Origin of the sequence: Citrobacter sp. MGH 55 (assembly GCF_016906145.1) — a bacterium.
In the GTDB taxonomy this organism is placed as follows: domain Bacteria; phylum Pseudomonadota; class Gammaproteobacteria; order Enterobacterales; family Enterobacteriaceae; genus Citrobacter_A; species Citrobacter_A amalonaticus.
The window spans coordinates 4,778,766-4,803,759 of the sequence record NZ_CP070239.1 but is presented as its reverse complement, the minus strand read 5'-3'; the positions used below and the strand labels follow the sequence as shown (position 1 = coordinate 4,803,759).

12 protein-coding genes are annotated in these 24,994 nt (G+C 53.7%); 7 read left to right on the top strand and 5 right to left on the bottom strand.

What is annotated here, in order from left to right:
• The first annotated feature begins 23 nt into the window (after nucleotides 1-23).
• From JTI98_RS20025 to JTI98_RS20010, 4 genes are all read left to right on the top strand, one after another.
• Nucleotides 24-1,286: an efflux RND transporter periplasmic adaptor subunit gene (locus JTI98_RS20025; protein ID WP_044328091.1), complete on the top strand. Its 1,263-nt coding sequence runs from the start codon at nucleotides 24-26 to the stop codon at nucleotides 1,284-1,286.
• An 11-nt stretch (nucleotides 1,287-1,297) separates the two neighbouring features.
• Nucleotides 1,298-4,444 (top strand): CusA/CzcA family heavy metal efflux RND transporter, encoded by a 3,147-nt coding sequence (locus JTI98_RS20020; protein WP_216081725.1) that lies wholly within the window; start codon nucleotides 1,298-1,300, stop codon nucleotides 4,442-4,444.
• A 535-nt stretch (nucleotides 4,445-4,979) separates the two neighbouring features.
• Nucleotides 4,980-5,675, top strand: coding sequence for a flagellar brake protein (locus tag JTI98_RS20015; protein WP_043001505.1), 696 nt, complete (start codon nucleotides 4,980-4,982; stop codon nucleotides 5,673-5,675).
• A 15-nt stretch (nucleotides 5,676-5,690) separates the two neighbouring features.
• Nucleotides 5,691-6,278 (top strand): LuxR family transcriptional regulator, encoded by a 588-nt coding sequence (locus JTI98_RS20010; RefSeq protein ID WP_252869606.1) that lies wholly within the window; start codon nucleotides 5,691-5,693, stop codon nucleotides 6,276-6,278.
• Nucleotides 6,279-6,386: 108 nt separating this feature from the next.
• On the opposite strand, the gene JTI98_RS20005 is transcribed toward JTI98_RS20010, so the two are convergent.
• The 3 genes from JTI98_RS20005 to JTI98_RS19995 all read right to left on the bottom strand — a co-directional run bounded on the left by JTI98_RS20005 (nucleotide 6,387) and on the right by JTI98_RS19995 (nucleotide 18,199).
• On the bottom strand, nucleotides 6,387-15,701 hold the full coding sequence (locus tag JTI98_RS20005; protein WP_216081724.1) for an autotransporter outer membrane beta-barrel domain-containing protein: 9,315 nt from the start codon (nucleotides 15,699-15,701) through the stop codon (nucleotides 6,387-6,389).
• Nucleotides 15,702-15,896: 195 nt separating this feature from the next.
• A complete protein-coding gene (locus JTI98_RS20000) occupies nucleotides 15,897-16,469 on the bottom strand; it encodes a LuxR C-terminal-related transcriptional regulator (protein WP_044328974.1) in 573 nt (190 codons plus the stop codon).
• A 554-nt stretch (nucleotides 16,470-17,023) separates the two neighbouring features.
• Nucleotides 17,024-18,199, bottom strand: a complete 1,176-nt coding sequence (locus JTI98_RS19995) for a DnaJ family molecular chaperone (protein WP_216081723.1) — start codon at nucleotides 18,197-18,199, stop codon at nucleotides 17,024-17,026.
• A gap of 296 nt (nucleotides 18,200-18,495) precedes the next feature.
• Between JTI98_RS19995 and JTI98_RS19990 the strand changes: the two genes are divergently transcribed.
• The 3 genes from JTI98_RS19990 (at nucleotide 18,496) to pheP (ending at nucleotide 23,336) form a co-directional block, all read left to right on the top strand.
• Nucleotides 18,496-19,581 (top strand): YncE family protein, encoded by a 1,086-nt coding sequence (locus tag JTI98_RS19990; protein ID WP_216081722.1) that lies wholly within the window; start codon nucleotides 18,496-18,498, stop codon nucleotides 19,579-19,581.
• Between the two features lie 63 nt (nucleotides 19,582-19,644).
• Nucleotides 19,645-21,828 carry a TonB-dependent siderophore receptor gene (locus JTI98_RS19985; protein WP_216081721.1) on the top strand — a complete coding sequence of 728 codons (2,184 nt, stop codon included), beginning with the start codon at nucleotides 19,645-19,647 and terminating at the stop codon, nucleotides 21,826-21,828.
• Between the two features lie 116 nt (nucleotides 21,829-21,944).
• On the top strand, nucleotides 21,945-23,336 hold the full coding sequence (pheP, locus tag JTI98_RS19980; protein WP_216081720.1) for a phenylalanine transporter: 1,392 nt from the start codon (nucleotides 21,945-21,947) through the stop codon (nucleotides 23,334-23,336).
• Between the two features lie 44 nt (nucleotides 23,337-23,380).
• Here the strand turns inward: pheP and JTI98_RS19975 are convergent, their stop codons facing one another.
• Nucleotides 23,381-24,628, bottom strand: coding sequence for a mechanosensitive ion channel family protein (locus JTI98_RS19975; protein ID WP_216081719.1), 1,248 nt, complete (start codon nucleotides 24,626-24,628; stop codon nucleotides 23,381-23,383).
• A gap of 66 nt (nucleotides 24,629-24,694) precedes the next feature.
• Nucleotides 24,695-24,994: helix-turn-helix domain-containing protein (locus tag JTI98_RS19970; RefSeq protein ID WP_216081718.1), on the bottom strand; the 300-nt coding region annotated here is incomplete at its 5' end.

Sequence of the window (24,994 nt, the reverse complement as noted above, 5' to 3'; positions counted from 1 at the left end):
ATTTTAACGTTGAGCATGACCTCATGAAAAATATCGCGCTGATTATCGGCAGCATGATGGCGGGCGGCATTATCGCCGTGGGCGGCTACGCGTATTTCGCCGCGGCGCACCCGTCGGCGAATACACCGCCAGTCACGGAAAAAGAAGCCCGCAAGGTGCTGTTCTGGTACGACCCGATGTACCCGAATACCCGCTTCGATAAACCCGGCAAATCGCCCTTTATGGATATGGATCTGGTGCCGAAATATGCCGATGAAGAGTCTGCCAGCGCTACTGCGCCGGGCGTCCGTATCGATCCGACGCAAACGCAAAACCTCGGTGTGAAAACTGAGGCTGTGCGTCGCGGACCCCTCACTTTTGCCCAGACGTTCCCGGCCAACGTCAGCTATAACGAGTATCAGTTTGTCATTATGCAGGCGCGTGCCGCCGGATTTGTCGAGAAAGTCTGGCCGCTCACCGTGGGTGATAAGGTGAAAAAAGGCGCACCGCTGCTTGAACTCACGATCCCTGACTGGGTGGAAGCGCAGAGTGAATATCTGCTGCTGAAAGAAACTGGCGGCACGGCAACCCAGGTTGAGGGGATTCTGGAGCGGCTGCGCCTGGCCGGAATGCCAGAAGCAGATATTCGGCGTTTGACTGCAACGCGCAAAATTCAGACCCGCTTTATCCTTACTGCACCCATTGACGGAGTAATTACCGCTTTTGATTTACGTGCTGGCATGAACATCGCCAAAGATAACGTGGTCGCGAAAATTCAGGGGATAGATCCAGTATGGGTAACCGCTGCGGTGCCTGAATCCATCGCGTGGCTGATTAAAGACGCGTCGCCGTTTTCGCTGACCGTTCCGGCGCGTCCGGACAAGTCCTTCACCGTTCGCAAGTGGACGCTGTTGCCCAGCGCCGACGCCACCACCCGAACGCTGCAACTGCGCCTGGAAGTCGATAACCCCGACGAAGCGCTGAAACCGGGGATGAACGCTTATCTTAATCTGAAAACAGAAAGTGAGCCGATGTTGCTGATCCCGTCTAAAGCGCTGATCGATACCGGCAGCGAGCAGCGGGTGATCACGGTGGACGGTGAAGGGCGTTTTGTCCCTAAAGCCGTCTCTGTCTTCCAGGCCTCGCAGGGGGTAACGGCGATCCGTTCCGGGCTGGCTGAAGGTGAGAAGGTGGTTGCCAGCGGCCTGTTCCTGATTGATTCAGAAGCCAACATCTCGGGGGCGTTAGACCGGATGCGCGCGCAGCAACCGTCGGCGATGCCCGATCCTGCGGCCCATGCGCACTGAGGAGAACGCAGATGATTGAATGGATTATTCGCCGCTCGGTCGCTAACCGTTTTCTGGTGATCATTGGCGCGCTCTTTCTCAGCGTCTGGGGGACCTGGACCATCGTTAACACGCCGGTGGATGCGCTGCCCGACCTGTCCGACGTGCAGGTGATCGTCAAAACCAGCTACCCGGGACAGGCGCCGCAGATTGTCGAGAATCAGGTGACCTATCCGCTGACCACCACCATGCTGTCCGTACCCGGCGCAAAAACTGTGCGCGGTTTCTCGCAGTTTGGCGACTCGTATGTCTATGTCATTTTTGAAGATGGCACCGATCCGTACTGGGCGCGTTCTCGCGTGCTGGAATATCTCAACCAGGTGCAGGGTAAGCTCCCGGCGGGCGTCAGCGCGGAAATGGGGCCAGACGCCACCGGCGTGGGCTGGATCTTCGAGTATGCGTTGGTTGATCGCAGCGGTAAGCACGACCTGGCGGAACTGCGTTCGTTGCAGGACTGGTTTTTGAAATATGAGTTAAAAACTATCCCGAATGTGTCGGAAGTGGCCTCCGTGGGTGGTGTGGTGAAAGAGTATCAGGTGGTGATCGACCCAATGAAACTCGCTCAGTACGGCATCAACCTGTCGGAGGTGAAAGGTGCGCTGGATGCCTCTAACCAGGAGGCGGGCGGCTCATCGGTGGAACTGTCGGAAGCAGAATACATGGTCCGCGCCAGCGGGTATCTGCAAACGCTGGATGACTTCAATCATATCGTTCTGAAGTCAGGGGAAAACGGGGTACCCGTGTACCTGCGAGATGTGGCAAGAGTGCAGACAGGCCCGGAAATGCGCCGGGGGATTGCCGAACTTAACGGCGAGGGAGAGGTGGCTGGCGGGGTGGTTATCTTGCGCTCCGGTAAAAACGCGCGTGAGGTGATCTCGGCGGTTAAAAATAAACTCGAGACGCTGAAAAGTAGTCTGCCGGAAGGCGTGGAAGTGGTGACCACCTACGATCGCAGTCAGTTGATTGACCGCGCCATCGATAACCTCAGCTATAAGCTACTGGAAGAGTTTATCGTCGTGGCGCTGGTCTGCGCACTGTTTCTCTGGCACGTGCGTTCCGCACTGGTGGCGATCATCTCGCTGCCGCTGGGATTGTGTATCGCCTTTATCGTGATGCATTTTCAGGGGCTGAACGCCAACATTATGTCGCTTGGCGGGATCGCTATCGCCGTGGGGGCGATGGTGGATGCCGCCATTGTGATGATCGAAAATGCGCATAAACGGCTGGAAGAGTGGGAACACCAGCATCCGGGCGAAGTGCCAGATAACGAGACGCGCTGGACGGTGATCACCAATGCCTCTGTAGAGGTTGGTCCGGCGCTGTTCATCAGTTTGCTGATCATCACGCTCTCTTTTATTCCCATCTTTACTCTGGAAGGGCAGGAAGGACGCCTGTTCGGGCCGCTGGCGTTCACCAAAACGTATGCGATGGCGGGGGCGGCGTTTCTGGCGATCGTGGTGATCCCGATCCTAATGGGGCTGTGGATCCGCGGGAAAATTCCGGCGGAAAGCAGCAACCCGCTTAACCGCTTTTTGATCCGTATTTACCATCCGCTACTGCTGAAAGTATTGCACTGGCCGAAAGTCACGCTGCTGGTGGCGGGGCTCTCGATCCTGACGGTGGCCTGGCCGCTGAGTAAAGTGGGGGGCGAGTTCTTACCGCAGATTAACGAAGGCGATCTGTTGTACATGCCGTCCACGCTGCCGGGAATTTCGGCGGCAGAAGCGGCAAGCATGTTACAGAAAACCGATAAGCTGATCATGACCGTACCGGAAGTCGCCAGGGTCTTTGGCAAAACCGGGAAAGCGGAAACCGCCACGGATTCGGCACCGCTGGAGATGGTGGAAACCACGATTCAGCTCAAACCGCAGGATCAGTGGCGTCCGGGAATGACGATGGAAAAAATCATCGAGGAACTGGACAACACCGTTCGTCTGCCAGGGCTGGCAAACCTGTGGGTGCCGCCGATTCGTAACCGTATTGATATGCTCTCTACCGGGATTAAGAGTCCGATTGGGATTAAAGTCTCTGGTAACGTACTGGCCGATATCGACGCGATGGCCGAGCAGATTGAAGAGGTTGCCCGCACCGTCCCTGGCGTAACATCTGCGCTCGCTGAGCGTCTGCAAGGTGGTCGCTATCTCAACATCGATATCAACCGTGAGAAAGCAGCCCGCTACGGCATGACGGTGGGGGACGTGCAGTTGTTTATTACCTCTGCCGTCGGTGGGGCGATGGTTGGGGAGACCGTTGAGGGGATTGCCCGTTATCCGATCAATCTGCGTTATCCGCAGAGCTTCCGGGACAGCCCGCAGGCGCTGCGCCAGTTACCAATCCTGACGCCGATGAAGCAACAAATTACGCTGGGGGATGTCGCCACAATCAACATCACGCCGGGGCCCTCGATGCTAAAAACGGAGAACGCGCGGCCCACCAGTTGGATCTACATTGATGCGCGCGACAGGGATATGGTCTCTGTGGTTAACGATCTGAAACAGGCGATTGCCGATAACGTTCAGTTGAAGCCCGGTACCAGCGTCGCGTTTTCTGGTCAGTTTGAATTGCTGGAGCGGGCGAACCATAAGCTGAAGCTGATGGTGCCCATGACGCTGATGATCATCTTCGTCTTGTTGTATCTGGCGTTCCGCCGGGTCGGAGAAGCGCTGCTGATCATCACCAGCGTGCCGTTTGCGCTGGTGGGTGGGATTTGGTTCCTGTACTGGATGGGATTTCATCTGTCGGTGGCGACGGGAACCGGGTTTATCGCTCTGGCGGGGGTCGCTGCGGAATTTGGCGTGGTCATGCTAATGTACCTGCGCCATGCCATTGAGTCCGATCCTTCACTGGACAACCCGCAGACGTTCAGCACAGAGAAACTGGATGACGCGTTGTATCACGGGGCGGTGCTACGGGTACGACCCAAAGCGATGACCGTAGCGGTGATCATTGCCGGTCTTCTGCCGATTTTGTGGGGGACAGGAGCCGGTTCGGAAGTGATGAGTCGGATTGCTGCGCCCATGATCGGCGGTATGATTACGGCGCCGCTACTGTCACTGTTTATTATCCCTGCGGCTTATAAGTTGATGTGGATACATCGTCACCGTAAAATATCCCGTTAACATCTTCATCATCCGGCCTGCTGAAATGAAGCGGGCCGGAAAAATCATTTTAACGGTGATTTTTCATTCTTTCTGACATATTCTGCAATACTGTAAAATGCTTTTTCTGATGATAAGCGTTATCCCTTTCTGAATCTCCCTTTATTGCTATTCGTTCCCTCTGATATTTAATTTTGCCGTTACCTCTCAGCGGGTTGTGCATAAAAAGCACAACCCGCATCCTTGTGTTGCAAATAGTGTAAACATCAGTTTTATATTTCAGGATCGTGCAGTTAATCGCATTTTATTCATTTTTGTTATCAAGTTTTCGTTAAGTTCATTCTCTTTTACGCATAATGCGGGCCACTTTTACACTTCACTGAATGTTTTTACATATCAATTAATCAGTAAAAATAGTCAAAAACTTAATATCATGCGAAATATCTGAAAGGTAATCCCTTATGGTAATCAAAAAACCATCTGCGGGAGCCAGTTTTAGCCTTTTATCATTAAACACGAATGAGAAGTATCTGAAATATAAAATAAGGATTTTACTATGGGATTTGGGATGGCAAAGGACAATAAATTTGAGATCGTGGCCATTATTCGCGAAGAGCTTCTCAGAAAAACGAAGGTAGAACTGAAATTTAAAGACGCCAGCGTGGTCACTCAATTAGTAAAGGTTGACTTCGACTACTTCGTGATTACCAACAACAGCGACATCCCACTCTCTTCAATCCAGTCTTTTATCTTGCACAGCGACAGCGGCATTATCCGGTTCAATGCCCGGTTCAGTCAGTCGCTGACCGATAAACTGGAGTGCGGACTGGCGTATCGCATACCTGAAGTGATCTTATTGGTTCAGCGCCGCCAGCATCAGCGTTTCTCCTTTTTAAAGGGGTATCATTTCTACTGTTCTGGACGCTATAAAAATGGTGAGAATTACTTGCTGCAGATTAAGAATATCTCTCGCGGCGGTTGCGCGCTGATCTCACAGAAAATAAACACCCGCTTTCTTTATAAAAATGCGCTGATTAAAGGGGCATCTCTGGATTTTGAACAGTTTGGTCGTTTGCATTGCGATCTCCGGGTCGTCAACGTTGTTGCTATCAACGAATTTGATGAAAACAATCAGCTTTATTCCTGTCAGCAGATCTCCTGCAAGTTCGAATTCAAACATCCACGCGACGCGTTGGATGTCGAAAAGGTCATTATTCATTTTTTGATGAGTAATAAATTAAAAAGTTTATAAAGGAAGGTGAACTTTATGTTGATGTGTGGAAATGAAGATTTTGTCGGTAGCAGTGTCTCAACGTATTTAAAAAGTAAAAATGCTGAGGTAACGGATGTCCCCTGGCAGGTGATGGTAGATTGCTCTGCACGCTATCGCCATCGGATGATGATTTTTAATATCATCAGCCACGAACAGTCCTACGCTGATTTTGTCAGCTATTTAAATAAGAACCGCTTTAAAGTTTACGATAATGCCGTGGTGGTGATTGCCGATGACCGTCTGGCGAAATTGTGCATTGAGTTACTGTATGTCGAAAAAGTGATTGTGCTGACCGATAAATCACCGCTGCGTGATTTTGGCCGACTGACGACCCTGACGGGGGAGTGCTGGAATCCCCGCTTATTCCGTTCACAAAAACGGCTGAGCGATCGTGAACAGCAAATCCTCAGTTTGCTGGTGAGCGGATATTCACCAAATGAAATCTCGGATCTGATCAGTGTGAGCTATAAAACGATACAGACGCATAAAATGCGAATCATCACGAAGCTGGGTCTGGCCCATTCGACTGAACTGAATAAACTGATCGTCAGATTCAACCATCCGTTCTCTTTTTTATCCTGAGTTTATCATCAGCCTGATGGCGCTTCGCTTATCAGGCCTACAGCTATCCTGAACAACGTAGGCCAGGTGAGGCATTGCCTTCACCCGGCCTGATTCCCTCAGCGGTTGTCAGAACAACTTTTTAAAGCCAATGGAGGCATTGACTGGCGCTTCCACCTGCGATTTATGCCCGCCGTTGTTGAACTGCGTTCCCAGTTCGCCGTACACCTGCAGATCGCGGTCGATGCTCCAGCTCAGACCTGCGGCCACTTCGGTACTGGAGTACTGCTGCGAAGATTCCAGCGTTGTGGTGGCAACCGCATTGCTGAAGTGGGTTTTGTCTTTTGACCCCAGTCCCTGCCACAGGTTGACGCGACCATATGGCTGAATCTTACCGTGACGGGTGTCATAGTCAGCTTTCAGTCGCAGCCCGACACGGGCGGTAAAGGCATCGGCAGTATCGAGTCTGACCTTCGTCTTCGTCGCGCCGCCCAGCGTGCTGTCATCAAAATCGCTGTACTGATAGATCAGCTGTGCCTGGGGTTCCAGACTCCATGCGCTTGCTCCTAAGCGGAACGCTTTGCCGATCTCCGTCGAGGCGGTCAGCGTATGGCCTTTCACGGTATGGGAACCCTTGTTTCCGGATGCCGACAGGCGAGCGTCATGGTTACCGTATTGCAGGACGTTATCCACATACATGCCATCGGTGGAGAACCAGGTAGCATAACCGCCCAGGTAAAACGCGTTGTCATCGATGTTACCGCCTTTACCCGCGCTACCCGCATGGCTGCCTTTGACGCTGCTGTCGATATCCAGAATGCTGGTGTAGACACCGGCTTTCCAGCTGGTATCCGCGTAAAGGTCAACCCCTGCCTGAATCCCCATCGTGTGGCTGGTGGTCTGTGTGCCGGTGATGTCGTCCAGTTTGGTTTTAGCGGAGTAGCCAATCATTCTCGCCCATGCACGGTGGTCTTCATCGAGACCCGGTCGTACGTCGTCCCCCATTCGCTGGTGCATATTGCCTAATAGGCTCAGGTCGCCCTGACGCACTACGCTGGCGAGACCGGAGTAGAGCATGGTTTCCGGGCGGTATTCACTGCGCAGGTACCAGTTTTCGCCCAGGCCTTTCGCGTTGCCGGCATACAACTGGTATTCAAACGCCCCGGCAGACATCCGGTTATTCGCCAGATAGAAGCCGTCACGCGTGGATTGTGCCGTGGTGGTGGCGCCGTTTTTCGCCGTCACCACTTCGATCCCGTCTCCCACTGTCGGCGCACCCAGCCCTGAACCGTCTACTTTCAGCAGCGTGCTGCCGCTGACCTTACCGCCATCGATCACCAGTCGGTCTGCAATGCCCTGACCGCCGCTGTTCTGCGCTGCGGCTAATTCAAGCGTCCCGTTTTTGCCGCTGTAATCGCCTTTCACCGTCAACGCGGAACCAATCGCCACCCCCGTCAGCGACACATTGCCGCCGTTGGTTAATCCGGCGATCGTCTGGTCGTAGCCTTGCGTTTTCAGCGTGGTTTCGCTCGCCACAATGTGATGGGACGCTGCGCTCAACGTATTGGCGCCACCGGCCTGCAGAACCCCGTTGGCGACAAGCGTTGCGCCTTTGTAGCTGTTCGCGCCTTCCAGCGTGGTGATGCCGCTACCGGTGTGGTGGAGCTGTCCTTCGCCGCTGATATTGCCGCTCAGGGTGTAGCTGTTGCAGCGTTTCACATCCAGTATGCCGTCAGCGATGATATCGCCCTGTACGCTGCCGATCTCACCGCCATTACCCAACTGCAACGTGCCCTGCACGACGTGGGTGCCGCCAGTGTAGGAGGTGTCGAGCGTGAGCATGAGCGTACCCTGACCGGTTTTCGTTAACTGGCCGCTGCCTTCAACGTCGGTCAATAGTTCGACGTTGAAGCCGTTGGTGTCGAAGGTTCCGCCGCCGGATTCCAGCGTCACCTGGCGGGCGGTATTAAACGCATCGCCATACTTCAGCGTGCCGCCGTTAAAGGTGATCCCGGTATTGGCTGCGCCGAGGTTTTTATCGCCGGAAACCTGTAGTGTCCCTGCCGTAATCGTTGTACCGCCGCTGTAGCTGTTCTCGCCGGTCAGGATCAGCGTGCCGAGGTCGCTCTTATTGACGCCACCGGAGCCGCGGATCTCACTGTCGATGGTGGCGATATACCCTGCGCCATCGACGGTGCCGTCGCCGACGCGAATCAGCGTATTGGCGGTGTTGGTGGTGATGGCATCGCCCGCTACGCGGTAGCCATCGGTGGCAAACTGCGCGCCGCTGATGATCACATCGCCCAGACTGTTATCCACGGTGACATTGCCTGCCACCCCCTGGAAAACGGCGAACGCGGCATCGGTGAACGGGGCGTTCAGCGCGCCTTCTGGCGTGGATTCATCGGTGGTCCAGTTATCGTTGCCGTGGCTGGATTGCCAGATACCATCGCCGCCGTTGATCACGCCGTTGTTTTTCAGTTCGCCATTTTCACCGCCGGTGCCGTCCCAGAAGCGCAGGGTCAGACCGCCGTGGTTCACCAGGTTGACCTGATTGCTAACCGATGTCTGCACGTACAGACTGTCTGCCGCCGTTGGGGCGTTGGCAATGTCCATCACGTTGTTGGTCAGCGTGCCGGAGTAGTTAATGACGCGATAGACGCCGACATCAAAGCTGCCGCCGGGTGAGGTTTCAATGTTGAGCTTGCCGTCGAGTACCAGATCGCCGTTGACGTTAATCAGGTCGTTGAAGACACCGCCCGGGGTATATGCCTGGCCAAACTGATAATCCAGTTGCGACAGGTCATTCAGCGTCAGAGCGCCGGTGGTCAGTTTGTCGACGCTGTTCAGTGTGGAACCGGCGGTAATATGGCCGTTATCCGCAACATTTACCGCGCCGCCAATAATGCCGTTGCCGCCCAGCGTCGCGCCTGCCTTGACCGTTACGTCACCGGTCGCCGCCGCCTGATTGCCGTTGACCAGCAGTACGCCCTCATCGACCGATGTGGTGCCGGTCCAGGTGTTGTCACCGGTTAAGGTCAGTATGCCGTCGCCGATTTTCACCAGATTGCCGCTGTCACCGCTGATGATGCCGCTGATGGTGTCGTTGAGACCCAGATTACCGAGGGAGAGGGTTTTATCGCCCAGCTCAACGTTACCCGCACCGGACAGCGAACCGACGGATGTCGCGCTGTCGACATGGCTGATATCCACTCTACCGGTGGAGAGGTTTTTCACCGTGGTCATTTCCGCCAGTGCGCGATCGGCAAAGGACATCAGCCCGCTGTTGGTGACCGTTGCGCTGCCGCCGCTGGCATCCTCTTCCAGCGCCAGCGTGCTCGTTTCTGAGACGTTAATCATGGATTGTCCTGCTGTTGCATTGCCTGCAATCAGCGCCTTTGCGGTGCCGTTCAGATTCAGCGTCGCGTCGGCGGCAGTGACCGTGTCTTTTAGCGTTAACAGGCTGTCGGTAATCTCCATCGTCAGGGATTGCAGACTGGTTGCCGCGCCGCTGACGTTCAGCGCCGCGCCTTTTGTTACGCTCACCGTGCTGCTGGCATTGCTACCAAATGTTCCCGTCTGGCTGGCATTGACCGTAACGTTGTGAGCTTGTCCGGTACCTTCAATCAGCGTCGTACCCTGATAGCGGTTTGCCCGATCGAGCGACAGCGTACTGGCCGCATCATGGGTACTGCTGGTGACTTTCAGGTTACCCGCGCCCGTGATATCGCCGACAGGGGAGAAGTGGTGCGAATTCAGATCGAACACCGCATCCGCGCCAGACGTCCCCAGGGTGAGGGTGCGCTGAGTGGTGAAATCCGCGCCCAGCTGGAACGTTGAGCCGTTGTTGATAGTGACGCCGGTTCCGGACTGGCCCAGGTTGTTATCCGCCGAGATTTGCAGCGTACCGCCGTCAATGCGCGTGCCGCCATGATAGGTATTATCACCGCTCAGGATCAGACGCCCCTGGTCAGTCTTGACCAGCGTCAGGCTATCCGTACTGTCGCCTTCGCGGATCGTCGATTCGATCGTTGCGGTGAAGTTTTCGCCTGCGCCACCAGCACCGACGCGGAGCATCAGCTCTTTGCTGCCTGCGGTGGTCTCCCATGCGTTCAGCGCATCGCCTTTGATGACATAGCCGTCCGCGTCAAACTGCGCGCCGGAAAACTGAACGTTGCCCGCGCTCTGATCGACCTCGACCGTACCGGCGTTGCCGGTAAAGACCGCGAAGGCTTTTTGCGCCCACGGCGCGTTGCCGATACCGTCCTGCTGCGTCCAGTTGTTATCGCCCAGGCTGCCGATAGCCATCCATTTGCCATCGCCACCATCGATTTTACCGTTGCCTTCAATCCCGGTTTTACCGTGGTTTTCACCCGTCTGCGCGCCGTCCCAGAACTGCAGCGTGACGCCGTTGGCGTTAACCAGGTTGACCTGCTTATCCAGCACCGTCTGGACGAAAATATTGCGCTTATCCTGACTCGCCGGAACGTCGCCTAATTCCAGCGTCTGGTTGTCGAGGGTGCCGCCGTAGTTATAGAGACGATAAACGCCTGGGCCAAACGTGCCGCCTGTGCTTTGGCTGACGTTCAGCGTGCCATCGAGCCGCAGATTGCCGGTGACATCGACCAGATCGTTTTGTGCGCCACCGGGCACGAAGGCTTCTCCCAGTTCAAACGCGGAGGTGGTTTTGCTGCCCAGTTGCAGACTCCCGTTGATCTTCAGCGTCCCAGCACCGCCGTCACCTGCGCTAAGGGTGGTGGCGTCATTCATCACGACGTCGCCGCCGAGGGTGCCGGTGCCGCCCAGGGTTGCAATGCCGTTCACGGTTGTCATGCCCGTCGCGGCAGACTGATCGCCATTGACCAGCAGTGTGCCGTTGTCGACGGTAGTCACTCCTTTATAACTGTTGGCGCCGGTTAAACGGGTAATACCTTTACCGATTTGCTCCAGCGCGCCGATACCGGAAATCACCCCGTTAAGCAGGACGTTATTGCTGCGATTCACGGTCAGAATACCGTCATCAATGATCTGCGAAACCGGATTGATACCGCCCGTTGTACCGCCCTGACCAAGATGTAAAATCCCGTACTGATTGATCGTCGTAGAACCGCTGTAGCTATTGTCGGTAGTGAACACCGTCGTGCCACCCGTTGCGCGGACAAAGTTGCCGCTACCGCTGATGGTGCCCTGATAAATCTGGCTGTCAGCGTCATTGCCCTGCGTATCAAAGATGATGTTGCTGGCTATACCGCTGGTGGTAATGCTGTAATTGCCAATAGTCGCGCTGGTATTACTGGCATCGCGATGGTCACCTGTGCGCAGCGTCGCGCCGTTGTTAACAGCCAGGGTGCCGTCAGCCAGCGTCAGGCTATCCACAATGCGCATATCCGCCTGTGCGCCCGTCAGCGTTAAGGTATTCCAGCCACTGCCGATGTGGGTTCCCAGACTGAGGTCATCCGCCAGCAGCGTACCGATATTACCCCGGGTATTGGTGAAGGTGAGGGCATTACCCGTACCGGCGAGCGTGGTGATGTGACGCGTGTTCGCCAGCGATACGTTGCCGATGTTGGCCTTGTTGTTGGTTGTCCCGGCGAAGTTCACCTCCCCGGCGAACGTTCCGCTGTTCCAGATAAAACGATCGCTACCGGCGCCAGTATTGATGACGCCCCGCGTATTGCCGCCGCTGATGTTGATGGTGTCACTGCCGTTACCGGACTGAATCGCGACATCCCTGTCGGTGGCCGCGAGGACAGTCCCGGTGTTGCTGATGGTTTTGCTGCTGTCGCCACTGGCATCCACCACCGGACCGTTCACGCTATTGGAGGTGACTTTGCCACTGTTGGTGATGGCGGAAACGTCTTTTGCCAGGATCGCTGAGCCGCCCGTCGCGTCCTGAATGGTAATATCGGCGCGGGTGGTCAGTCTGCCGTTGGTGCGGGCATCAATCCCGTTCCCCGTGGCGTTTCCGGTATTGTTGTGTACCAGCACCGTATAACCGGTGCCGATAGTCAGATCGCCGGTCGCGTTGTCGCCGTTCTCTTTCATGAAGGCAAAGCCTGAACCCGCACCGGTGACGTTGAGTAGATTATCGGCGCCGTCTTTCACGTTCAGCGCCACGCTGGTGCGGATCCCCGGACCGTCGTTGGCGTTAATCGTGACGTTGTTCAGCGTGATATCCGAACTTTCGGCATGGTTTTGAATCCCTGCGCCGCTGCCCAATGCGCTGATGGTGACGCCTTTGGCGGTCAGCGACCCCGCACCAACGGCAAGGCGAATTCCATCCGCCGTGCCGTTGGTCGTAATGGTATCGGCTACTCCACCGGTTCCCGTCGTGATATTCAGCGTTGCGCCATTGGTCAGCAGCACGCCTGCGGTACCGTCATCGACCACAATGGCGCCCAGCTTTTTGATCTGCGCATCTTTGCCAGAGGCGCGAACGCCAATCCCATTGCTGACATGCAATGCCTGGGATGCGTTGTTGGTTAACCGTCCTCCTTCCTGCACGTCGACACCGATACTGTCTTTACTGGCGAGATCGATAACCGCGTCCTGTTGCAGAACAATGTTGCCTAGATTCTTCGCCACATAGGCGATGACGTTCAGCCCGGTATCCAGGGATTTAATAATGGCGCTGGAGTTAAGAATGGTTTCGACAGGGGTGCCCTGTTTATTACCGTTCAACTGGTGCGCCTGACCATCGACAATCCCGGCTGTGGTATTTGAGCCGGTCAGTTCAATAAGGGTCTTATCGCTGATGGTGCCTTCTGCACCCCCTTCGAGCAGCAGCGCCGCCGCGCCGTCGCCGCTTACCGTAAATGTCGCTTCACCCGTATCCACGGTGCTGCCTTTACCGGTCGCAAAGACGCCAATCGATTTTTCGCCCGTTAAGGTCATCTCGAGTTTAGATGGCTGGAGCGTCAACGGGTCGAACGTATTGCCGGCAAAGTTTGCGCCATTAGCAATGCGGAACAACGTGGTGCGCGCCTGACCGTTATCGTTCATCACGGCTTCGCCGATATTGGCGGTCGCACCTTTGCCGTACAGATAGTAGCCAATTTGATCGCTATTTTTGAATAGCGGACTGCTGGTACTGTTAACGTTAGCCACCGCATTATCGCGGACATGAACGCCAATGTTGCCGACTTCTTCGAGTGTGATCGAAGAAGACACGTCAACGGTGGCCTGAGCAGTCTTACTCCCTTCTGCCCAGATTGCATAGTTACGGTTCGACGTGCCACCGTCGCCCGCGACCGTGATTGCCCCTGTATTGCTGGATGTCACATGCGCGTTCTTCGAACTGGCGGTCAGATGGATACCGATGTTGTTGTGGCCGTTGACGTTAATCTCGCCGTCGTTACGGATCTGCTGGCCGTTTTCGCTGCCGCTGTCGCGCACGGAAATACCGAAGTTATGGCTGGTGCCGGATGACGAGTCGCCATTGAGGGTGATTTTACCGGTGTTGGTCACATTCCCGGTGGCGTTGCCGACCAGGATCCCCGCCGCGTTACGTACGCCTGTTCCAAGGGTGATTGTCCCGTCATTGGTGACATCGCCTGAACTTCGGGTCAGGATCCCGGCGCTGGGGCTGGCGCCACCTGCCATATCGACATCCTGTGTGAGATCGTTAGCGTTACGCCCAAGAGAGATGGCGGCATCAAGGGTGTTTGTGAAGGTGGCCTCACCGGACACTTCAACGCCGTAAGCCGTTCCCTTACCAAATGAGCCGCCGTTACTGCGTCCGTCCACGACGTTAATCTCACCCCTGTTGGTCCCGCTGGTTTGATCGGACAACTGCATACCGATAGCGAGCGTCAGAGAACTGTCCGGTTTATCCGTTGACCACGGATCGGCCGCCGCCGCCGTACCGTAGTTGTTGGTCGTGATGGCCTGGTTAATGGTCCCTTCGTTCACGACGGTGCTGTTTCCCAGCCCCTGCATACCGTAGGCACCGTAACTGTTGACCTTCCGATTCCCATCCTTATCGATAAACAAACCGGAGTTGATCGTGCCGTGGTTAATGGCGCTGGCATCACTGGCCAACATGCCAATCGCCAGCCCCTGTCCGGTAGACGTTCGCAGCACGTTCAGGGCGCCTTCATTGACGACAGAACCACCGCCATCGGCCTTCATTGCCCCATTGATACTGCCATCGACAGCCAGAGTCGCGCCCGCAACCAATGTACCGGTGGTGCCTAGTCCGTTAGCATAGATGGCATGCAGTTCCCCAGTGGCCGCTGTGGTGTTATTGGTGTGCGCCTGTCCGTCAGTCCAGACATCGTAATCCCAGGTCAGCAGGTCGGCATTGGTGCTGGAGGTCAGCAGTTGGTTGATCAGGCTCGCGTAGTAGCTCTGTGCGTCAGAAACTTTACTGATAGCGCCAGAATCCAGCCATAGCTGGATCTGGCTGATATCTTGCCCGTCGGGTGTTTTGGCGCTCTCACTGCCGGCGCCAATCAGCCAGTTGTTGAAATTCGCCAGATCCGCCGTGTTTTTGATGGAAAAGGTGCGGTTACCCGTTTCAACGACATTCCCCTCTTCGTCGTAGCCGTAGGTCATTAAGGTAATGTCTTTGCCAAATACGGTGGTCTGTTTCGAACCCGCAAAGGTTTTGCTCGGAACGACTGGTGCAGCACCAAACTGGATATAGTTATCGGATTGCCAGTTGACCTTGCTGTTCGGGTCTTGCGCTTTGAGCAGAGAAGAGTCTTTTGCCAGCAGACGGATAGCATTTTCTCTTACGTTCAGTGAATGATCGCCAATATTGAGATTGGCGGTTGCGCCATCTTTGGCAAGGGCAAAGCCAAACTGCTTATAGATTTGCGACACATTGGCATCAAACGTGTTAAGCACTGCATCGCCAATCTGCGAAACGCTAATAAAGTTTGCCAGGCTTGTGGTATCAAACACCTTCAGTGTGGAGGTTGTTTCGGGATCGGCCGGGTCAATCACCTGAAATTCCACGCTTTGCTGCGGCGTAGACGACTGTGTATGGCTCAGGTATTCCGCCAGTTCTTCAATTGTGGTGATAGGTTTTGGTTCGTGGTCGAGGTTGGTCGCGGTAATAATAATTTTGCCGTTTTCCAACAGATCCCTGATGGTAGACGATTCCACAATGCCGGTCTGTCCGTAGGCGATGTTGGGGATCGCGCCGGTGATATTCAGTTCACTGGCGTTGTTTTTGTTTTCATATAAAAAACCGTAGTTGAATACGTCCTGATGAACGCCGGCGGAGATGACATTCGGGTAATCCACGGTAATATCGCGTGTGCCATCGGTCACGATCGGTATGGCGGCGGCCGTGAAAGAAACGCCAGCAACTAAACCGGAAACAACACGCAGTCCTGTTTTACGCGAGCTGCTTTTTTTCTTCCCTTTTGATAATTCGGAGGCGACAACCCAAAGCCCGAGTGTCGCATTCCATATGATGTTGTAAACCTTATTCATAATAACCTCGTCTGCATTTCTGTTTTTAGTTGGTTGACACGTTGCGTTTGTGGTTAGGGGGGGCTCACGATGAGTTGGCCTGGGTTGTCAAATTTCGAAAACAGGAGTCCCTTCCGCAGGGCGGAATAATTTTTAGTGATTGATAACGTCTTAATTAATGCTCAGTCGTCCGTGTTGTATTTCCTTAGTAGGTTGTTAGCGATAATGGGAGAATATATATTTCAGATGGGTATTGTTGTGCCCCAGTTTTTTGGCAATATTGCTTTTATAGGTACCGATAGTTTTTTCGCTTTTATGCGCAATAGTGGCAATTCTGGACAGTGACCAGCCACGGGAATACATCATCATGACGTTAAATTCATTCACGCTCATGGCATTATCCAGCGGTCGGTTCACACTTGTGTTCTTGCAGTTAATGAGTTGAGTCACCCGGCGGTGCAGTGCGTCAAGGCTCAATGTGCGGTCAAGAAAGTGCATCTGCATGCCGCAAATGGTCTGGAATACCGCAAAGGTTTCGGCATTCGTCAGCACAAAAAGCATCAATGACGCACGCGAGGAGAGACGGCGAATGATGCTGGCGTATTTCAGAATATCCGTCTCTTCGGGATGAATAATGAGGTAATCATTATTCTGAAAAATCGGGAGGGAAGAGGGCGGTGAACTGGCTGCATAATATTGCATACCATAATAGAGTGATGTGCCGCGCAGAATATTTTTCATGCCAAGCCAGGTGTAATAATCATCACCCATAAAAATAGCTTTTGACATTAAATTCTCCTTGAGTCGGCAATAGCATCCTGCCCCTCTTTAACATTTTAAAAAAGGGTTCTTTCCCAGCCTGGGAATCTGTTTAAATCCACAACCTGTATTGGGATTATTCTCAATTGAAATATTACGCTTTGTTAAAATTTAAGATAAATCGTTTATTTCACCTCCTGAAGAATGATTGATAGATTTCACTTATGGATTGATGAAAACAGGTAGGAAAATAATGGAGCGTTTGCGGGAAAGTCTTAAAAAATAGCGGAGACCATCGGAGGTAAAGGCATGCGGTGTGGAGGTAGGGGATAAACGTGATGATGTGCGGAATCGGGAGTTAAGAATATTCCTGGGTAATGTCACCGTAAAAACACTCCCTCTTCGTAATGCTCTTGAGGTTCACTTAATTTAAGTGAATAAATCTGGTTTATTGATTATTGTGTAGAATTAAACTCTATAATTTTTTAAATTAACGTAATTAAGTATTGTTTTTGATTTTTTGTGCTGTTTATGGACGGGCAACTGGCCAGCACTCCTTCGCCACCCTTTTGTTACAAAAAAACTTAACCTGCCAGCAGATCCTGTTCAACGTGTTTAACCTGGGTCTCCAGCGTATCGCGAAGCTCAGCCAGCGCGCGTTCTTGTTCTGCAAAGTACGCTTCTTTATCGCGAACCGAGGTCGCCAGACGCCAGGCATTTTCTGCTTCCAGCCCGGCGATCTCTTTCATCAGCGCGTCAATCTGGATCCGCAACTGCTGGATTTTCTGCCGCAGATGGTCGAGATTGTTCAACCGGTCGCTGGCCATCATTGGCTCCAGACCGCTTTGCAACTGAGTGAGCAGGGCGCGAATGGCCGCCAGATCGGCGTTTTGCCGCGCCAGATTGAGCTGCACCATCATCTGGTGCGCTTTCTCTTTCAGTTCATCAGCGACAACGTCCGGGTGACACAAACGGCTGGCCTGACGCCACAGGCGCTTAAGCTCATTACGCTCATCCGGTGAAAGGCGCTGATCGCGTGCGAAACGGTGCTGAGCATCCTGCTGCTGTTCCTGATACTCCTCATATTCATGCGCTGCCTCTTCCTGTGCCTGCCGCGTGTCGCTGTCATCCTGACGGGAAAAATCGGCTTCCAGTTCACGGATCTCGGCGAGCAGGTCGGTAATCAGCTCCGTTTGCTGCTGGATGCGCTGACGGATGTCGACTGCGGCACGAGAGGCTGAATCCATGCCCATCCACTGCTGTTTAAGCTGGGCTAACCGATCGACCGCCAGTGAGATGTACTGCTGACAGGAGAGGTAATCTTTCTCGCGACGTCTGCGTTCTGCTTCCTGCCGACGCAGGGCGCTGGCTGCGAGCTGTTTACGCAGCTCGAGAATACGGCTCATTAATGGCCCGAGGCGCAGATGATACTGGTCGTTAAACTCATCCAGAATCTGAATGCGGGTATTACGGGTATCGATCAATTCACGCAACTGATTTTCCAGCGCCTTAAGTTCCAGCTTGCTGGCGGCAATCGCCGGATCCTGCCAGCTGGTTATGGCGCGCTGATTTTGTAGCCAGGTAGCAATTTCACGCATTGCATCACTGAAGCGGCGCGTCTCGATAGCCTGGGCAATTGCCGTTATTACAGGATCGCCAGATTCCCGCTGCAGATGCACAAGCTGCTGCTGGATGATCTCCTCATCCTCAAGTTCGATGGCGCTTTTAATGATTTCGAGTCGTTTGATGATTTTATTCATGACACCGTTGCCTGGCGTGACCGACACATGAATGACGATATTTAGGTTAAGTCATTCGTTTGAAAAATATAAAAAAAGTGCAAATCGCATTCTGTGGCCTGTGGGGCCTGTTCGTCCAGAATAATTCGCAGAAATTATCGTTCACTCGCCATTTTCGTTTGAGCTCTCACAATTCGAACCTCTGTTTCATTAAGGGTATTTTTTGCGCGAAATACGCTTGCTTCGAAAAAGAGAATAAGTATAGTTCTCATTCTCTTTATTATTTAATGCGTGTCTTTTTTGGTAAGGAACCCAGGATGAAAAAAAATATTACGGCGCTGGCCGTGCTGATCGCGGCGGCATTAAGCGGTTGCGCGACCACTACGCCCACTACTACACCGTCAAATACCGTTGAAAAAGCGGCGACGCCCGCGGTGGCGACCGATACGTTAAAACGCGATCTGGCGGATGGCCTGTATGAGATGGCATTAAATCCTGCCGGGGACGCGTTGTATGTCGCCAGTGCCGAAGGCTTTAAAGATGTTCAGGGCGGGGTGATCTACAAACTGGATGCCAAAACCCTTAAGACGATCGGTCGCAGCCACACGGATCTGAAAAACTTTGGTATGGCGATTTCGCCTGATGGCAAAACGGTGTACGTCACCAACTCGCTGGACGGTGGCCTGAGCGCGTTGAACACTGCGGATGGCAAAGTTAAAAATCGCGTCCTGTTTCCGGAGCGGAACGCGGAAGGTTTCCCGTATGGCGCTCGTCAGGTGTTGCTGCATAACGGCCTGCTGTATATCGGCGCGGTCGCCGATCCTGCGGTGATCTGGGTGGTTGATGCCGAAACGCTGAAGCTGAAAACGCGCATTAAAAATACGGGCAAATGGATGACCGGTCTGCACTACTCCGAAACGACCCAGCGCATCTACGCCGCGAATGGCGGTGGTGAAATCCTGGTAATCAACCCGCGTAACCAGCACGTTGAGAAACGCTGGAAGCCGCTGGGCGACAAGCCGGCGCTGTTGCTGAATATGGCGGAAGACCCACAAACCGGACGTCTGTTCGTGACCGATAACGCCAAAGCGAAAACCACGCTGGTGCTCGATATCCACACCGGCAAGGTGCTGAAGCAACTGGACGTTGGGGATTCTCTGGCGGTGACATTCAACGCCAAACGCAACGAAATTTACATCACCCAGCGTGATTCCGGGAAGCTGCTCAGTCTCAACGCCAGTGATTACAGCGTGAAAAAAAGCTGGGACCTGCCGCCGAATCCAAACAGCCTGTTGCTCTCTGCTGACGGCCAGACGCTGTATGTCACTGTGAAACAGAAATTTAATAAAGACCACTCAACCGATGTGCCGGACAGCGTTGTGCGTATTGAGCTGAATAAATAATAAAAATCAGTCGGGGGACGGATGTTGTCCCCCGCCACATTGACTCTTTTTGATGGCATTCACATGAACAACACCAAAACTATTCTGGCGCTGACGATGGGCGCAATCTCTGGCTCGGCCTGGGCGGCAGACACCGCGAAAAAAGCGGAGGACACCATTGTGGTCCAGGCGACAACCCGAAATGATCTCAAACCGGGTGGTGACACGCCGCTGCCAGCGTTTCTTGATGGACAAGTCGCCAACGGCGGCAGACTCGGCATGCTCGGTCAACAAAGTGCGATGGACGTGCCGTTCAACGTCATCAGCTACACCTCTAAACTGGTTGAAGATCAACAGGCGAAAACCATCGCCGACGTCGTGGCAAACGATGCGGGCGTGCAGTATGTCCAGGGCTACGGCAACAGCGCGGAAAGCTTTCGCATTCGTGGTTTGAAATTTGACGGCGATGATATGACCTTTGGCGGGATGTCTGGTGTTCTGCCGCGTCAGGTGGTGGATGCGCAGATGGTGGATCGCATCGAAATCTTCAAAGGGGCAAACGCCCTGATGAACGGCGCCGCGAGTTCTGCCGTCGGCGGGATGATCAACCTTGAACCGAAACATGCAGGTGACATCCCGCAGGCTAAAGTCGGCGTGGACTACACGTCGGATTCACAGATTGGCACCACGCTGGATGCCGGTCGTCGCTTTGGCGACAACGATCAGTTTGGTGCGCGGGTGAATCTGGTCCACCGTGAAGGCGAAACCCGGATTCAGGACGATCGCCGTCGTACTACGCTGCTCTCCACCGTTCTGGACTACAGAGGCGATAACTTCCGCACCTCACTGGACGTGGGTTATCAGAAAAAAACCTTCCACGGCAGCCCAACCAGCGTCAACATTTCTCTGGTCGATTTCGTTCCCACGCCGCCAAAAAATGATCGTAACTTCTCGCAGAAATGGGCGTATAGCGACATTGAAAACGAGTTCGGCATGTGGCGTAGCGAATACGACATCACTGACAACTGGACTGCCTACGCAGCACTTGGCGCTCAGCACGCGCACGAGGAAGGTCTCTACAGCGCGCCGAAACTGCTGGATAAGAGCGGGACGGCCACCGCCAGTCGTCTTGATACCAACCGTATCAGCGACACGGTCAGCGGCATGGCGGGAATTCGCGGCAATTTCGCTACGGGCTTTGTCTCGCACAAGGTGAACGTTGGCTACTCGGCACAAAGCAAAAACGAAAAAATCGCGTGGAAGATGTCTAAAGCGGCGGATAACCCGTATACCAACATCTATCACAACCGTGGCGTTGACGCGCCGGCCAGTACTAACTCGAATGGTAAAGGCGGTAACTACAGCGATCCGTTGACCAGCGGGCGTACCCGGACTCAGGGCTGGTTGCTGAGCGATACGCTGGGCGTGCTGGATGACACACTGCTGTTTACCGTCGGGGCACGTCATCAGAAAGTGGTGATTCGGGGTTATGACAAAATCACCGGCGCGGAAAACGCCGCCGACGGTTTTGACGGTAGCCGCTGGATGCCAACTTACGGCGTCGTCTACAAGCCGTGGGAAGAGATATCTTTCTATGCCAACCACACCGAAGCGTTACAGCCGGGTAAAACAGCGCCCAACACGGCAACCAACTATGGTCAGAGCACCGGTATCGTCCATTCTAAGCAGAATGAAGTGGGCGTGAAGGTAGACTTCGGGCGTGTTGGCGGCTCGCTGGCGCTGTTTGAGATCAAGATGCCATCGGCAATTCTTGACAGTGAAACCAAACATTATGGTCTGGATGCCGAGCAGCGTAACCGTGGCGTTGAGCTGAACGTCTTCGGCGAACCGATGCTGGGCATGCGTCTGAACGCCAGCGCCACCTGGCTGCAAGCCGAGATGACCAAAACCAACAACGGTTTGAACCAGGGTAATGATGCGATCGGCGTGCCGAATTTTTACGCTGTGCTGGGTGCCGAGTATGACATCAAGCCGATTGAAGGTCTGACCGCTACCGCGCGCGTGAACCATTCCGGTTCTCAGTATGCGGATCTGGCTAATAGCAAAAAGCTCGACAGCTACACTACTCTGGATCTGGGTATGCGCTATCGCTTCGCGCTTAACCAGAACCAAAATCAGATGACCGTTCGCGCGGGCATCGACAACGTTACCAACGAAAACTACTGGGCCAGTGTTGATGATTCCGGCACGTACGTCACACAGGGGGAAGCGCGAAGCTTTAAAGTGTCCGTTGGTTACGAGTTCTGAGTTCCACCTCGTTATCAGGGGCAAGGATGCCCCCTCCATTCCAGTGCCTTTAACTTGCTACCTCCAGCATGAAGTGTTAAAACGTGCCCCTTCTAAAAAAGAGACAGGGGTAGGGCGTGAAAGACGCGTCATCCGCTTCAGGCAACGGCCGTTTTGAAGCGTCGTCGGAACAGAGTCCGACGCTGCAACGTGGTTTGCAAAATCGACATATTCAATTAATCGCCCTGGGTGGCGCGATTGGTACCGGGCTGTTTCTCGGCATCGGGCCCGCGATTCAGATGGCGGGTCCAGCGGTGCTGCTGGGTTACGGCATCGCCGGGGTTATTGCCTTTCTGATCATGCGCCAGCTTGGCGAAATGGTTGTCGAAGAGCCGGTATCGGGTTCCTTCGCTCACTTTGCCTATAAATACTGGGGACCGTTTGCGGGCTTCCTGTCAGGCTGGAACTACTGGGTCATGTTTGTGCTGGTCGGGATGGCTGAACTGACGGCCGCTGGTATCTACATGCAGTACTGGTTACCCGAGGTTCCCACCTGGGTATGGGCCGCGTCCTTCTTTATCATCATTAACTCTGTCAACCTGGTGAACGTCCGTCTGTATGGTGAAACCGAATTCTGGTTTGCGCTCATCAAAGTGCTGGCGATCATCGGCATGATCGGCTTTGGTTTATGGCTGTTGTTCTCGGGGAATGGCGGTGAGCGGGCGACCATCGATAACCTGTGGCAGCATGGTGGTTTTCTGGCGACGGGCTGGAAAGGGCTGATTCTGTCGCTGGCGGTGATCATGTTCTCCTTCGGTGGGCTGGAACTTATCGGCATCACCGCAGCGGAAGCGCGCGATCCGCACAAAAGCATTCCGAAAGCGGTTAATCAGGTGGTGTACCGTATCCTGCTGTTCTACATCGGTTCGCTGGTGGTTTTGCTGGCGCTCTACCCGTGGGTGGAAGTGAAATCCGACAGCAGCCCGTTCGTGATGATTTTCCACGATCTGAACAGTAACGTAGTGGCTTCAGCGCTGAACTTCGTGATTCTGGTGGCATCCTTGTCGGTTTATAACAGCGGCGTTTACTCCAACAGCCGCATGCTGTTTGGTCTGTCAGTCCAGGGCAATGCACCGAAGTTTCTGACCCGTGTCAGCCGTCGTGGCGTGCCGGTGAATTCACTACTGCTCTCTGGCGCGATCACTTCGCTGGTGGTGCTCATCAACTACCTGCTGCCGAAAGAGGCCTTCGGTCTGCTGATGGCATTGGTGGTGGCGACGCTGCTGCTGAACTGGATCATGATTTGTCTGGCGCATCTGCGTTTTCGTGCCGCGATGCGTCGCAAAGGGCGCGATACCCAGTTCAAAGCGTTGCTCTACCCGGCAGGAAACTATATCTGCATCGCCTTCCTGGCGATGATCCTTGTGCTGATGTGCACCATCGACGACATGCGTTTGTCAGCCATGTTGCTGCCGGTATGGGTCATCTTCCTGTTTGTTGCGTTTAAACTTTCTCGCAAAGTACGCTGAGGGGAAGCCGATCTCATTCGCGTAATGAGATCGGCGCTTTCGCGTTATCGTTGAAATACTCCCGCCAGCGAGCGAATATCGTTGCCCGTAGGTGACTGGTGAATGCGCAATCCAAACTCGTCTACGACTGCAAAAATATGGTCGAAAATATCGGCCTGAATGCTTTCATATTCCAGCCAGACAACGGTGTTGGTAAAAGCATAAATTTCGAGGGGGAGACCGTGATCGTCTGGTGCCAGTTGACGTACCATTAAGGTCATATCTTTGCGGATGCGCGGATGGTTGCGCAGATATTCATTCAGGTAGGCGCGAAAAGTCCCAATATTGGTCATCCGCCGATGGTTCAATACCGATTCCGGCGCATTCAGTTGTTGATTCCATTCATCAATCTCTTGATGGCGCGTCTCCAGATAAGGTTTCAGCAGGCGCGCTTTATACAGTTGCTGCTTTTCATCATCATCCAGAAAATGAATGCTGGTGGCGTCGATATTGATACTGCGTTTAATGCGCCGACCACCTGATGCCGACATGCCGCTCCAGTTTTTAAACGAATCAGAGACCAGCGACCAGGTCGGAATCGTAGTGATAGTATTGTCCCAGTTGCGGACTTTCACCGTCGTCAGACCAATATCAATCACCGCGCCGTCAGCACCGTATTTCGGCATCTCCAGCCAGTCACCCAGTTTCAGCATGTCGTTAGCAGAAAGCTGAATGCCCGCAACCAGCCCCAGAATCGGGTCTTTAAATACCAACATCAGCACGGCGGCCATCGCGCCCAGGCCGCTAATCAGTATCGCGGGCGATTGGCCGATTAATAGCGATATCATTAATATACCGACAATAATCGCGCCAATGAGTTTTATACCCTGAAATATCCCCTTGAGAGGAAGCTGAGAGGCTGAGGGGAACTTTTGCGCCAGGTTTAATATGACATCGAGTAACGAAAATAATGAAAGCAGGGCATATATCATGATCCACAACTGCGCGCAGACAGTAAGAATCTCCGCGGATTCGCTGCCTTTTTGCAACCACAGTGCGGACTGAATATTGACGATAATACCCTGCAGGGTGAATGCCAGACGGTGAAATAACTTATTCTGCGTAATAATTTGTAGCCACAGACGGGAGCTGGCAACGGCACGCCTTTCAAAGGTGCGCAATACCACCCAATGCAAAATAATATGCACAATGATGGCTGTGAGAAAAATAATACCGAAAATCATCACCAGCGAGGTGGTGTGATTCATTTCAATACCCGCTAAATCCTCGACCTGAGTAATTAATTCCTGCATAACCTCTCCTTTACAAAACAGTGACCTATGATGACTGCTGTAAGGAATTTATGCAAATGAGCCTGGTCAGTACTGTTCGGGAAGACGATTGATCCGGATCAGGATACCCCGCTCCATCACGATATGGTCACCCAGTCGCAGATCGCTCAAAATTTTCATCACCCGGCTACGCGAAAGATGCGTTTTTTCCTGAATGTAATCACTCGCGTTAACCGCAAGACGCAGTTCCTCTTTCTCTGCCATCAATGCAATAAGATTGGTGCGGATCAGCTCATATGTGGACAGGCCGACAGAGGAACGATGCGCTTCAAGAAGTTTTTTTATGGCATACATAAACGTATATGAGGCGTCCTGCCAAAGATTTTT